Source organism: Humidesulfovibrio sp., assembly GCF_031082295.1.
In the GTDB taxonomy this organism is placed as follows: domain Bacteria; phylum Desulfobacterota; class Desulfovibrionia; order Desulfovibrionales; family Desulfovibrionaceae; genus Humidesulfovibrio.
This window is the reverse complement of sequence record NZ_JAVHLD010000004.1, coordinates 95,760-109,133: the sequence shown is the minus strand read 5'-3', so window position 1 is coordinate 109,133 and position 13,374 is coordinate 95,760. Positions and strand designations below refer to the sequence as shown.

The 13,374-nt window shown below is 60.0% G+C and carries 13 protein-coding genes; 8 read left to right on the top strand and 5 right to left on the bottom strand.

Going from position 1 to position 13,374, the window contains the following annotated elements; genetic code table 11:
* The first annotated feature begins 31 nt into the window (after positions 1-31).
* The 8 genes from RDU24_RS03840 (at position 32) to cbiB (ending at position 8,180) form a co-directional block, all read left to right on the top strand.
* Entirely contained in the window at positions 32-304 is a 273-nt protein-coding gene (locus RDU24_RS03840; protein WP_305571986.1) for an HU family DNA-binding protein, read from the top strand.
* A 15-nt stretch (positions 305-319) separates the two neighbouring features.
* Entirely contained in the window at positions 320-499 is a 180-nt protein-coding gene (locus RDU24_RS03835) for a hypothetical protein (protein WP_308734412.1), read from the top strand.
* 154 nt (positions 500-653) lie between these two features.
* Entirely contained in the window at positions 654-854 is a 201-nt protein-coding gene (gene rpsU, locus RDU24_RS03830) for a 30S ribosomal protein S21 (RefSeq protein WP_308734411.1), read from the top strand.
* A complete protein-coding gene (locus RDU24_RS03825; protein WP_308734410.1) occupies positions 854-1,300 on the top strand; it encodes a GatB/YqeY domain-containing protein in 447 nt (148 codons plus the stop codon). The genes rpsU and RDU24_RS03825 overlap by 1 nt, the downstream gene beginning before the upstream one ends.
* Before the next feature lie 13 nt (positions 1,301-1,313).
* Entirely contained in the window at positions 1,314-3,614 is a 2,301-nt protein-coding gene (locus RDU24_RS03820) for an endonuclease MutS2 (protein WP_308734409.1), read from the top strand.
* 22 nt (positions 3,615-3,636) lie between these two features.
* Entirely contained in the window at positions 3,637-5,406 is a 1,770-nt protein-coding gene (gene dnaG, locus RDU24_RS03815) for a DNA primase (protein WP_308734408.1), read from the top strand.
* Positions 5,403-7,163, top strand: a complete 1,761-nt coding sequence (rpoD, locus tag RDU24_RS03810) for an RNA polymerase sigma factor RpoD (RefSeq protein WP_308734407.1) — start codon at positions 5,403-5,405, stop codon at positions 7,161-7,163. Before dnaG ends, rpoD begins: the two co-directional genes overlap by 4 nt.
* 69 nt (positions 7,164-7,232) lie before the next feature.
* Complete coding sequence (cbiB, locus tag RDU24_RS03805) at positions 7,233-8,180, top strand: adenosylcobinamide-phosphate synthase CbiB (RefSeq protein WP_308734406.1); 948 nt, start codon at positions 7,233-7,235, stop codon at positions 8,178-8,180.
* Positions 8,181-8,280: 100 nt separating this feature from the next.
* Here cbiB and proC read toward each other — a convergent pair whose 3' ends face one another.
* The 5 genes from proC to RDU24_RS03780 form a co-directional block, all read right to left on the bottom strand.
* Positions 8,281-9,075, bottom strand: a complete 795-nt coding sequence (gene proC, locus RDU24_RS03800) for a pyrroline-5-carboxylate reductase (RefSeq protein WP_308734405.1) — start codon at positions 9,073-9,075, stop codon at positions 8,281-8,283.
* Positions 9,076-9,079: 4 nt separating this feature from the next.
* Positions 9,080-9,499 (bottom strand): nucleoside-diphosphate kinase, encoded by a 420-nt coding sequence (ndk, locus tag RDU24_RS03795; protein WP_308734404.1) that lies wholly within the window; start codon positions 9,497-9,499, stop codon positions 9,080-9,082.
* 159 nt (positions 9,500-9,658) lie between these two features.
* Positions 9,659-10,636, bottom strand: coding sequence for a flagellar motor switch protein FliM (fliM, locus tag RDU24_RS03790; protein ID WP_308734403.1), 978 nt, complete (start codon positions 10,634-10,636; stop codon positions 9,659-9,661).
* 170 nt (positions 10,637-10,806) lie between these two features.
* Positions 10,807-12,042 carry a divergent polysaccharide deacetylase family protein gene (locus tag RDU24_RS03785; protein WP_308734402.1) on the bottom strand — a complete coding sequence of 412 codons (1,236 nt, stop codon included), beginning with the start codon at positions 12,040-12,042 and terminating at the stop codon, positions 10,807-10,809.
* A 12-nt stretch (positions 12,043-12,054) separates the two neighbouring features.
* Positions 12,055-13,362 (bottom strand): S41 family peptidase, encoded by a 1,308-nt coding sequence (locus tag RDU24_RS03780; RefSeq protein WP_308734401.1) that lies wholly within the window; start codon positions 13,360-13,362, stop codon positions 12,055-12,057.
* Positions 13,363-13,374: the final 12 nt, after the last annotated feature.

Sequence of the window (13,374 nt, the reverse complement as noted above, 5' to 3'; positions counted from 1 at the left end):
ACAGTGACTCACCAATGAGGAGGAAGGAAACATGACGAAGGCTGAGCTGGTTGTCAAAATCGCAGAGAAGGCCAACCTGACCAAGGCCAATGCTGAGCGCGCTTTGAACGCTTTCATCGGTGCCGTCGAGGACGTCCTGGTGAAGGAAGGCAAGCTCACCCTCACTGGCTTCGGTACCTTCCAGGTTGAGAAGCGCAAGGCGCGTGTGGGCCGCAATCCCCGCACCGGCAAAGAGATCAAGATTCCGGCCACCAAGGTCGTCAAGTTCCGTCCTGGCAAGCTCCTGAAGGACGCCGTAAAGTAAATCTGGAGGCTTCCAATGCTGCACGGCGAAACCGTTCATAGTCCCTTGCCACAGGATCTGCCCTGGTTTCAGGCGGACCACGCCATCTTCTTTGGCGTCCTCTACATCGTGCTGTTTGTCATCAGCATCGGCATGGGATACTGTGTGATGAAGTCCTTGTGGGACTGCCGCGACGATTCGCACGCGGGCCACTAGACGACTCACGACAAGAGCATGATCAAGGCGGACCCATCCAGAGTAATCTGGGTGGGTCCGTATTCTTCCCTCTTATCCATGCTTGCAATCCGCAGGTGCTTGGGGTAGGGACACTTTTCTGTTTAGCTGATTTCCTTGAGGGGAGGTGATTTCATTGCCCGGTATTCTGTTGGATGAAAGTGACAACTTCGAGATTGCCCTGCGTCGTTTCAAGAAGCAGGTCGAAAAGGCCGGGGTCCTCTCCGAACTGAAGAAGCGTCAGCACTACGAGAAGCCCAGCGTCCAGGAAAAGAAAAAGAAGGCAGCTGCCAAGAAGCGCCTTATCAAAAAGATGCGCAAGTCCAGGGTCGATTAATGAGCATCCAGGGACGCATCGAGTCCGACTTCATAGTGGCCTACAAGGCCAAAGACACGGTTCGGCTTGCTGTCTTGAGGCATCTCAAGACAGCAGCCAAAAACCGTGAGGTTGAACTCATGCGCCCGCTCACCGATGACGACATGCTTGACCTCGTCTCCAAGCAGATCAAGCAGCGCAAAGACTCCATCGAGCAATACGAGAAGCATGGTCGCGCCGATCTCGCCGCTGTTGAGATTGCCGAATACGACGTGCTTGTGGACTACATGCCTCAACCCCTCACCGAAGGCGAACTGGCTCAGGCCATTGATCGTCTTGTGGTCGAGACGGGCGCAAGCGGTCCCAAGGACATGGGCAAGGTCATGCAGGCCCTGACCATCGGCTACAAGGGGCGCTACGACGGCAAGAAGGCCAGCGAGGCCGTCCGCTCCAGATTGTCCTCCTAACAAACGGCAGTTCATGGAACCGAGAACCCTGCATCTGCTGGAGTTCCCGAAGATCCTTAAGGAACTGTCGGGATTCGCCGTATCCGAACCCGGAGCCACGGCCTGTCTACAGGTGCATCCGTTCGCCGACCCGCTGTCCGTGCGGCTTCAGTTGACCCTTCTTGAACAAGCCTTGCGCTGGGTTCGCGAATCCGGCTTCAAGCTGAACGCCTTCCCTGATTTCGGCGGCTTCTTTCCGGTGCTGGACATCCCGCACCGCATTCTCGACCTTGACGCTCTGTTCGCTCTTTCCGCCACTCTTGAGCAGGGCCGCATCGCCCGCGACCTGCTGACACCCTATCTGGATCGTGGCTGGGATGAGCTCTACGCGGCGGTCAGCGGCGCGCCTTGGCCCGCATCCACTTGGTCTGCGCTCAAGCGTTGCCTTGACCAGGATGGCCACCTCAAGGACGAAAGCTCGCCAGGCCTGTTCAGTGTGCGCCAGGAAATCCGCGCCATACATCAAAAGTGCACCAAGCGCGTCAAGGATTTCGTCCTGTCGGAGAACATCGCCCATTACCTTCAGGACGATTATGTCACTGTGTCTTCAGACCGTTACGTGCTGCCCCTCAAGGTCAACTTTAAGAACCGCTTCCCCGGCATCATCCATGATTACTCCCAGACCGGCGAGACCTGCTACTTCGAGCCCATGTTCCTGGTTGAGATCAATAACAGCTTGCAGGAACTCAAACGCGAGGAGCGGGTTGAGGAGCGCAAGGTTCTTGAATACCTGACAGATCTTGTGCGCCAGGAGCGTGACGGCATCGAGGCCAGCTACCGCGGTCTTGTGCAGCTTGACCTGCTCATGGCCAAGGCGAAATTGGCCGAGGCTACCCAGGCCCGTCCGCTGGATGTGGGCCAAGATTTTCCCGCACGTCTCATTCAGGCCAGGCATCCGCTTTTGGCCTTGCAGGACGGCGCCACGCAACCGCTGGACATCAAGCTGCGCGAGGGGCAGCTGGCTTTGATTGTCAGCGGTGGCAACGCGGGCGGCAAGACCGTGTGCCTCAAGACTCTGGGGCTCATCGCGCTCATGGCATTTTCTGGCCTGCCTGTGCCCGTGGCGGAGGGCAGCTCGTTACCGCTGTGGACGGAAATTTTCGTTGTTTTGGGTGATGAGCAGAGCATCGAGGAGCACGTGAGCACTTTCACCGCGCAGATCCAGTACCTTTCGCGTGTGTGGGAGCGTGTGGACGGGCAGACCTTGTTCCTGCTCGATGAGTTCGGCGCCGGAACGGACCCGACTCAGGGCGCCGCCTTGGCGCAGGCTGTCATTGATGGACTGCTGGAGCGTGGAGCAAGCACCTTCGCGGCAACGCATTTTCCGGCGCTGAAAGCCTACGCCCTGGCCACGGACAAGGTGCGCGCCGCCAGTGTGCTCTTTGATCCCAAGACCAAGAAGCCGCTCTACCGCCTGGCCTACGATCAGGTTGGGGCCAGCATTGCGCTGGACGTAGCCCGTGAGCACGGGCTGCCGCGCACCATTCTTTCGCGCGCCGAGCAGTATCTGCTGCTTGACGGCACAGACACCAGCGCTGTTCTGGACAGGCTGAACTCCTTGGCAGTGCAGCGCGAGCGTGAAAACGACGCACTCGAAGATGAACGCAAGGCACTGCGGAAGAAACGTGACACCCTGGAAGCCCGCTTCGACAAGGAACGCACCCGCGTGCTGACCGAGGTTCGTGAGCTTGCCCAAGGCGTTCTGCGTGACTGGAAGGCCGAGCGCGTTGGCCGCAAGCAGGCACTGAAGAAGCTGGCGGACGCCCGTGAACGCCTGGAGCCTGTGCTCGACGCTGAGGCAGCCCCTGCCGCACCGGCCCTCGAACTCTCCGAGATCAAGCCGGGCCAGCGCGTTGCCTACAAGGCCTGGAACAAGACCGGTTGTGTGGTGGAGAAGGACGAGCGTAAAGGCCAGGTAAAGGTCGACTTCGACGGCGTTGCAATGTGGGTGGCTTTCACCGAGCTGTCGCTTGACGGGCGCGCACCGCGCAAACCGGAGAAGCAAACCAAGGGCATCGACGCTGACCTGGGCTTCTCGCCGCGCCTGGACCTGAGAGGGCGCCGGGCTGACGAGGCCCTGGCCGAACTCGCGAGTTTTCTCGACGCCTCGCTTTTGCGCGGGGCCAACACCCTTGAGATCATACATGGCCGAGGCACCGGAGCCCTGCGCAAGGAGATCCACGCGTATCTGCGCACAGCGCCTCCTGTGGCCTCATTCACCCTGGCCAACGAGGACCGGGGCGGTGACGGAATGACCGAGGTGACGCTCAAGTAAGCCCGAGGACGGCAGGGGATTCATGGATAATCAGGTCATACAGACGCTCAAGCAGCGGGTGAACATCGTCGACGTGGTAGGTCGCTACGTTGCCCTGCGGCCTGCCTCGGGGCGTCACATGGGCCTGTGTCCTTTCCACCAGGAAAAGACGGCGTCCTTCAGCGTCAATGAAGTCGAAGGGTTTTACTACTGTTTTGGCTGCCAGGCTGGTGGCGACGTTCTTGATTTTTACATGCGCATCAACGGGTTGGAGTTCAAGGACGCGCTCCGGCAACTGGCCGAGGAAGCGGGCATCGAGCTCAACGAATTTCGGCCCGACCCGGAGTATGACGAACGGCAGAAGCTCAAGAGGCAGTGCCTGGAAATGCACGAGCAGGCCCAGGAGTACTACCGGCGCAACCTGAACCAGGTCACTGGCGATGCGGCCAGGTCCTATTTGCGCAAGCGCGGCACGAGCCCGGAAATTTCCGCCGCTTTCGGGCTTGGCGCCAGCCCTGACGACTGGCACGGGCTCCTGAACCACCTTGTTTCCAGGGGCTTTAGCCCGGAGCAGGGGGTTCTGGCGGGCCTCTTGTCGAAAAATGATAAAGGGAATATCTACGATCGGTTCCGTGGAAGATTGATCTTTCCCATACAGAATTTATCAGGTCAGGTTATTGCTTTTGGCGGAAGAATAATTACAGAGGGTGAACCCAAGTACCTGAACAGCAGCGACACGCCAATCTACAAGAAAGGCGAGCACCTCTACGGACTGCATCAGGCCAGGCAGGCCATGACCCGCAGCAAGCGGGCGATCTTGACCGAGGGGTATATGGACGTGCTGTCCCTCGCACAGTTCGGCTATGCCGACTCCTGCGGGGTGCTGGGGACCGCGCTGACCCAGGAGCAGGTGAAACGCCTGTCCGGATTCTGCTCGCGCATCGACCTGATCTTTGACGGCGACGGCGCGGGCCGCAAGGCGGCGCTTCGCAGCGCCGAAATGATTCTGCATCAGGGGGTTGCCTGCCGGGTACTGCTGATGCCTGACGGCGAGGACGTGGACAGCCTGCTGCACAAGCAGGGGCGTGAGGGCCTGGATGCCTGCTTCGAAAAGGCGGCGGACGGCCTTGATTACTGCCTGGACACGATCCGCGAAAATTTTGCGCCAAGAGAAATTGTGGCCTGGGCCACTGGATTTTTGGGACAATTGTCCGATAATGCTTTGCGTGCATATTACTTGCCGCGACTGGCCGACGGCCTGGGCCTTTCCGAGATGGACTTGCGGCGCCAGGGCGGATCGCAGAGCGGTGGATCTTATGCCAGTGGAGCAGGGCGGCAAAACGTTCGCCATGAGGCGGGCAATAACGTTCAGCCGTCCGGCAGGACCAGGCGGCCCGTTGGCAGTGATGATGCCAACGACCGCAAGTTCATTGAGTTTTCGATCCAGTATCCGGACTATATCCCGCATCTCGCAAAACGAGGGCTTGGGAATGTCCTCTCCACTGATTGGGGCAGACACATGTGGCAGCGTTTGTCGCTGCAACGTTTTGAGGAGGTCGCAAACGGCCTTGGCGAAGAAGATGCCAGGCTGTGGCGTGATGCACTCGAAAAGCATCCCCAGCTGACCGGGGATGAACTGGCAGACCATTGGGCGAGCCTGTGCACCTGGATAGAAAAGCAGCATAAGGACGTCAGACGCAGGGAACTTATGCATCGCCTCGCTGAGTTGAGCATGGCAGGTGATGTTTCGGAAGTGAAGAAAGTGCAAATGGCGATTCAAGCACTGAATGCCCCCAGCAGGGAGGAAGAATGAATAATTTGAAAGAAATCCAGCAGATAAAGCTCCTTATTGCCAAAGGCAAGAAGAACGGATTTCTGACTTTTGAAGAGGTGGGCAAAACCCTGCCGACGGAAATGACCACTCCTGACCAGCTTGAAGAGGTCATGAGCATTTTCGACCAGATGAACATCGTCATCGTGGACAGTGAGGAGAACGGCAAGAAGCTCACCACCGAGACTTCTGACAACGATGAAGAACTCGATCTGGTGCCCGCCGACGCGGACGATGCCGCTGACTATTCCTCCCGCAGCACCGACCCCGTGCGGATGTATCTGCGCGAGATGGGCGCAGTGCCGCTGCTTGATCGCGAGGGCGAGGTTACCATCGCCAAGAAGATCGAGAACGGCGAGCTTGAGGTGCTGTACGCGCTTGTCGAGGTTCCCGTAGCCATCGAGGAACTTGTGCAGGTGGGCGAAGACCTGAAGAACACCCGCATCAAGCTCAAGGATGTCGTCAAGACCATCGAAGAGGACGACCCGAGCGAAGACGAGATGAACCAGCGCCAGCGCGTCATCTTCCTGCTCGACGAGGTCAAGGCCCTGTTCAAGAAGAAGCGCAAGATCTATGAGAAGCTCGACTACTGCGCGCAGCTCGATCGCAGGGTCTTCGGCGTGCAGAACGAGATCATGGCCTACAAGGAAGAGATCGTCACCCGTCTGCGCGATATCAAGATCGAAAAGACGCTCATCGACCGGATCATCGAGACCGTTTCCGACTACGTGCGGCAGATGCACAATTGCCAGCGAGACCTGCACGCCTACATGCTCTCCGTCGGCAAGAACCGCGAGGAGATCGTCCGCATTTTCAACGCGGTCGACGAACGTGAGATGAACCCCGTCGGCGCGTCCGACCTGCTCAGCATGACCGTTGAGGAGTTCTTCTCCTTCAAGGAAATGCTCTCCGGCAAGATGGAGATCATCACCCGTCTGCAGGACAAGTGCTGCCACAACGTGGGCGACCTGGAAGAAGTCCTCTGGCGCATCAAGAGGGGCAATCTGGCCGCCATGCGCGCCAAGCAGGAGCTCATCCGCGCAAACCTGCGCCTGGTGGTGTCCATCGCCAAGAAATACACCAACCGCGGCCTGCAGTTCCTTGACCTGATTCAGGAAGGCAACATCGGCCTCATGAAGGCCGTGGACAAGTTCGAGTACCAGCGCGGCTACAAGTTCAGCACCTACGCCACGTGGTGGATCCGCCAGGCCATAACCCGCGCCATCGCGGACCAGGCGCGCACCATCCGCATCCCGGTGCACATGATCGAAACCATCAACAAGCTCATCCGCACCTCCCGTTATCTTGTGCAGGAGCTTGGCCGCGACCCTTCGCCCGAGGAGATCGCCGAGCGCATGGACTACCCCGTGGACAAGGTCAAGAAGGTGCTCAAGATCGCCAAGGAGCCCATCAGCCTCGAAACGCCCATCGGTGACGAGGAAGATTCCAACCTGGGCGATTTCATCGAGGACAAGAAGGCCACTGCCCCGGCTGAGGAAGTCGTGAGCACCAAGCTCTCCGAGCAGATCGCCAAGGTCCTGGCCGACCTGACCCCGCGCGAGGAGCAGGTGCTGCGCAAGCGCTTCGGCATCGGCGAGAAGAGCGACCATACCCTTGAGGAAGTGGGCAAGCTGTTCAACGTCACCCGCGAGCGCATTCGCCAGATCGAGGCCAAGGCGCTGCGCAAGATGCGCCACCCGGTGCGCAGCTCGGTCCTGCGCTCCTACTTCGAAAGCTAGAAGACACATTCCCTGGCGGGGACGGCGTCACTGCTGTCCCCGCCTTTTTCATTTCGCCGGGAGCACATCATGAAGATCCTGGTCCTTACCGTGTTCAGCCTCCCAGTCATTGCCACCGTCCTCGACCTGCTGCTCGGCGATCCGAGCCGATTGCCGCATCCAGTGCGGCTCATCGGCCGCTGGCTGGACTGGCTGGAAGGGCACGCCCGCCAGTGGGTGCTGGGCTTGCGCCTTTCCGGTGTGCTCTGCGTTCTTCTCAACGCCGGAGCGAGCTGGGCAGTAGTCGAGTTCCTTACTGGGCTGAGCTATCTGGGCATGCTGGCATCCCTCTACTTCGCGTATGCCGGCCTTGCCCTTGGCGAGCTTCTGGACGAGGGGCGCGACGCGCTGGAACTCATGGAGGAGGGCAATCTCGAGGAGGCTCGCGAGGCCGTGGGAATGCTCGTTAGCCGCGACACTTCGAACATGGAAGAGCCCGAGCTTCGCAAGACATTGGCTGAAACCCTGAGCGAGAACCTCTGCGATGGGTACGTTGCGCCGCTGTTCTACCTTGTCCTGGGCGGACCGGCGCTCCTGTGGGCGTACAAGGCGGTGAGCACCATGGACTCCATGTGGGGCTACAAGACCGAGCAATACCGCGAGCTCGGCTGGGCCGCGGCCAAGGCAGACGACCTCTTTGCCTATATTCCCGCGCGGCTGACTGCCCTGATGCTGCTTGGTGCGGGGGCGATCATGCGCCTACCCTGGCGCGAGGCCTGGAAGCACGTTCCGACCGAGGCCAGGACCATGGAAAGCCCCAACGCTGGCTGGCCCATGAGCGCTGTGGCCTGGCTCCTTGAAGGCTCCATGGGTGGGCCAGCCGTCTACTTCGGTGAGGCCAAGATGAAGCCGGAACTGGGTCCGAAGGGGCGGGATTGGAGTGTAGAGAAACTCAAGAGAATCTTTAGACTCATGGTGTATGCTGCCTTCCTGGCCATATTTGTCTTCCAGGGCGTTAAGGTGGCCATTACACTTTAGGGGATCAGGCTCGCTTCATGCTGCAATGGAAAAGGCCGCCCGGAGCTTCGATTCTGCTCCAGGCGGCCTTGTTTTTTGCTGCGATTAGTCGTCGTTGGGCCTATCCCAGCTCCACGTTGCGGTCATAGGCCTCGCCGACAGCGTCAACGATGTTGCCGCGAACCGCTGTGCGGTCCATGTGGATGATGGCGCGGATGGTGGACCCTGCGGGAGAGGAGACCATTTCGCGGAGTTCTGAGAGGTGCAGGGGCGACTCCTCGGCCAGCTTGGCCGAGCCGCTGAACAGCGCCTTCACGATCTGCGTCGACTGCGCCCTGGGCAGACCAAGGTTGACCCCGGCCTCAACGATGGCGTCCATGACGTAGAAAACGTAGGCCGGGCCGCAGCCCGCTACGCTGGTGAAGGCGTCGAAGAGCTTCTCAGGCAGCTCGTGAACCTGGCCCAAAGGCTTGTGCATGGCGCGGATGAAGTCCTTGCGCTCGTCGTCCAGTTTCTGGTCGTCGAAGCACAGGGCGAACACACCAGCGCCGACAAGAGCCGGAGTGTTGGGCATGATGCGCACCACCGGGCAGCGATTGCCAGAGAGGCTGCGCAGGCGGTCCTGGGTCACGCCGGCGGCGATGGACATAAGGCAATGCTCAGGGGTCAGCTCCGGGGCGATTTCTTCCACCACGGCGGCCAGATGCTGCGGCTTTACCGCCAGGATCACGTAGCGGCATGCGCGCACAAGATCCTTGGGAGAAGGCGCGGTCTTCAGGCCCACCTCTGCGGCCAGGACCTCAAGGTTGGCCTTGTTCAGGTCGCATCCGTGCACGGCAAGCTTCTGCGCGGCAAGGCCCTTGATGATGGCCGTGCCCATGTTGCCGACGCCGATGAAGCCGACGCTCCTGTTCATGTTTCTACCCCACGATTTCAAGCGAGCTGAAGAAGTACGCCACTTCAACCTTGGCGGTGTCGGGGCCGTCGGAGCCGTGGCAGGCGTTGGCCTCGATGCTCTTGCCGAACTTCTTGCGGATGGTGCCCTCGGCGGCCTTGGCCGGGTCGGTGGCGCCCATGAGGTCGCGATACTTGGCGATGGCGTTGTCGCCTTCCAGGCAGGACACGACCACCGGGCCGGAGATCATGTACTCAACCAGGTCCTTGAAGAAGGGGCGGGCGCTGTGCACGGCGTAGAAGCCTTCAGCCTGCTCGCGGGTCAGGCGGATCATCTTCATGGCCTTAACGGTCAGGCCGGCGTCGAGGATCATCTGGATGATGGCGCCGGTCTGCTTGGCGGCCACGGCGTCAGGTTTGATGATGGAAAAAGTACGTTCGCTCATTGATCTCATCCTCCAAAAGGTTTGGTGGCGCGGTGTTGCCGCACATTGGCGACGGTTCCGCGCGTGCAGGGCAAATCACCCGAATCAGCTTTGAAGTCAAGGGGCAACAATAAAAAGGGCCGCGCTGGGCGGCCCTTTAAGTACTTTCATCACAGTGAACTAGAAGTGAATCTGCTCGTCCCTGATGATCTTGAAGCTCTTGTTGCCCTTGACCCTTCCTGGGGTGCCGTAGAACTTGCGGACGCCCTCAATGTCGACTTCGAGCAGGTCTTCAGCGTCGGTATCAAGCATCATGATGTCGCCGATCTCAAGGTTCAGCAACTGGCGGCCTGTGATGCGCGTGTTGCCAAGGCGTACCAGGAATTCCACCGGCGTCTCGAACAGGCGCTCCTTGAAGCGGTTGATCCAGACATGGTCCACTTCCAGGCGCTCGGACTGGAAGGAGGCGTGCAGTTTGGAGCGGATGGGCTCCATGGTGGCGTAGGGCAGGCAGCAGATGAGCGAGCCAATGGCGTTCTCAAGCTCCACTTCGAAGGTGATGACGATGACAACGTCGCTTGGCGGAACGATGGCCGCGAACTGCGGGTTGACTTCGGAGCGCACGACCTCGATGTGCACCTCGTGTACCGGCTTCCAGGATTCCTCCATGTTGGCCAGGCAGACCTTGACCACCTTGTCAACGATGGCCTGCTCAATGGGCGTGAAGTCGCGGCCTTCCACCTTGGGCTGAGAGCCGGCGCCGCCGAAAAAGTTTTCAACCAGAGCGAAAACAAGGCGCGAGTCGACGACGAGCAGGGCGTTGCCGCGCAAGGGCTCCATCTTGAAAATGGAGATGCTGGTGGGCACGGGCAAGGAGCGCATGAAATCGCCGAACTTGCTCATGTCGATGGAGATGGGGTTGATGTCCACGCGTTTGCGCATGGTGTTGGCAAGCGCGTTGGTGCAGAGTCTGGCGAAGCGGTCGTTGACGATTTCCAGGACCGGCATGCGGCCGCGAATGATGCGGTCCTGGTTGGTCAGGTCAAAGGGGACAATGCCGGAGTCGTCCTCGGGCAGGTCCGGCGTGGTTTCCACCTCGCCGCCGGAAAGACCGCGCAACAACGCATCGACTTCATCTTGTTCAAGAATTTTGCTCATGTCAGCGTTTCCTTGCCAGAAATGTGTCACTCTGGGAGCAAAAGCGCCGCCCGTGGTGCCTAAAGCAAGAATCGGACCGAAGCGGCCAAGGCTTTAGTGCGCATGATCGTTAAGAAAGAGTACAGCCTTTGCCTGCCCCTTGGCAAGTCCAAGCCGAAGGCGCGCAGAGCCTAGTACAAGCTCAGGCCGGTCAAGGGGACGACGTTGACGCTGTCGTCCTTGTCCTTCAGCCACTGCTTGATGGCTTGCAGAGTTTCGCGGTGCGGGTGGCCGATGGCGATGGCGTTGCCGCGAGTGCGCGCCAGGGCCTCGGCCTTGCGGAGTTGAAGAAGGATTGCCGAGACGTTCTGCTCGTTGTCCAGAAACACGTCGCGCTTGTAGAAACGCAGACCGATGCGCAGGGATTCGCGCTCGCCGACGGTATCTGCCGTGGTGCGGCTGTCGAGGAAGAAGAGGCCCTTGTCCTTGATGGCTTGCAAGGCGGCGTGCATGCCAAAGGGGTTCTCCGTGAATTGGGAGCCCATGTGGTTGTTCAGGCCGATGGCCCCGGGAATGCGCTCAATGGCTCGGCGCACCGTGGCCTGCACCTGCTCGGCGGTCATGCTTACCAGCAGGGCATGCTTGCCCGGTTCGACCTTGGGATAGCCCTTGGGCTGCATGGGAAGATGGATGAGGATCTCGCGGTTTTTCGATTTCGCGATCTTGAGCACGGCTTCGCGGTTGCCACTGTCGGGCCAGATGGAGAAGGCGACAGGCACTTCCAGGGCGGCCAAGCCTTGCGCAAGGCCCACATCCTCGCCCATGTCGTCGATGACGATGGCCATGCGGCCTTTCCCGGCCTGATGCCGAGGCGGTTGCACTGGTTTCTCCGCATCGGCGTGAAGCATCAGCTTGTGCGTGGGGATGCCGTCGATGGTGAGGACCCATTCAAGCGGCGTTGGCTGGGAAAGCTGCGCTCCCGGCACCAGGATGGCCAATTCCTTGGTCAGGTGCCGGATGAAGACTGGCCTGTCGGCAGCGGGAATAGAGAGCCGAATGGTTTGGTGGTAGTATTCGCGATCGCCGTGCTTGCTACCTTCCACCGACTGGACCTGAAGCCGGTCAGCGTCGGGCTTGACCGCGCGCAGGCTGCCGAAGATGGCGCTATCAACCAGCTTGATGCGATTTTCCAGCGCTCCAGCGTGATATTCCTCGTAGGTGGTGGCGTTGACCTGCTGCTGCACGGGGGCGGACGGACCGCGGCCCGGGAACTGGCGCGCGAAGAACACGCCGATGAGCACTCCCAGCACAAGGGCCAGCCCAATCCATACGCCAACAGGTAGGTTGCGCAGGTGCTCTGCCAGTTGGGTGAAAAAAACGGGCCGGGGTGAACCGGCCCGCTCGTCGTCGGTCTGCTTGGCGCACATGTTGTTGCCCGGCTAGCGGATTTCCCTGATCTTGGGCAGCGTCTTGACCATTTCCAGGGCCAGGCGCATCTGGTTGTCCTTCTCGATCATCTTCTGCGCTGTTTCATCAGACGCCGCGGTCGACTTGCCGGATTTCTTGCCCTTCTTGGCGCTGCCGTTCTCAAGGTGGCGGTTCAGGTCCTTCTCACGGAAGGTGAAGCGGTCCTTGAGATTTTTGTCTTCATCCGAAGGCGGAGCCACAAATGGAATCTCAAGGTCGGGGACGATGCCCTCAGCCTGGATGGAGCGGCCGTTGGGAGTGTAGTAGAGCGCGGTGGTCAGCTTGATGCCCGAACCGTCAGGCAGGGAAACGACGGTCTGCACCGATCCCTTGCCGAAAGTCTTCTCTCCGATGAGGAGCGAGCGCTTGCGGTCCTGCAGGGCTCCGGCCACGATCTCCGCTGCCGAGGCGGACCCGGCGTTGATGAGCGTGACGATGGGCACGTCGACCAGATCATCGGTTTCCTTGCGGCCCTTGAAGTCGCGGCGCGACTGCGGATCCTTGCCCTGGATGTAGACGATGAGGCCGTCGGGCAGGAAGGTGTCGGAGACGCTCACCGCCTGGTCGAGCAGGCCACCCGGGTTGTTGCGCAGGTCAAGCACGATGCCCTGGATGGGATTCTTCTTGGTGTATTCCGAAATCTTGTCGCGCAGTTCCTTGGTGGTGTGCTCGTTGAAGCGCGTGATGCGGCACATGAGGTAGCCCTTTTCGAGCTCCTGGGTCTTGACGCTGACGATGGGAATGGTGCCGCGCGCGATGGACACATCGATAGGCTGTTGGGCGCCCTTGTGCAGGATCGTCAGGACAACGGTGGTGCCTTGCGGGCCGCGAATCTTCTTCACGGCTTCGTTCAGGCCAAGCTCCATGGTGGATTCGCCGTCGATCTCAAGGATGATGTCGCCGCTCTTGAGGCCGGCCTTGAAGGCGGGCGTGTCCTCAATGGGAGAGACAACGATAAGGCGTCCGTTCTCGGAGCTGATTTCGATGCCGATGCCGTGGAACGCTCCGCTGGAGGAGACTTGCAGCTCCTTGAAGTCATCGGCGGGCAAAAAGGCCGAGTGGGGATCAAGCTGCTCAAGCATGCCTTTGATGGAGTTCTGGATAAGCTCTGCTTTGGTGACTTTCTTGACGTAGTGGGTCTCCACCATGTCGACGACCTGGCTGAACCTGCGCAGGGCCTCAAACTGGTCGTCCTTGCCGGGCGCGGCACCAACGGGAGCGGGCGCGATGGTCAAGGACAGAAGCAGAACAAAACAGACAAACCAGATGCCAGTGCGCATAATTCCTCCGTG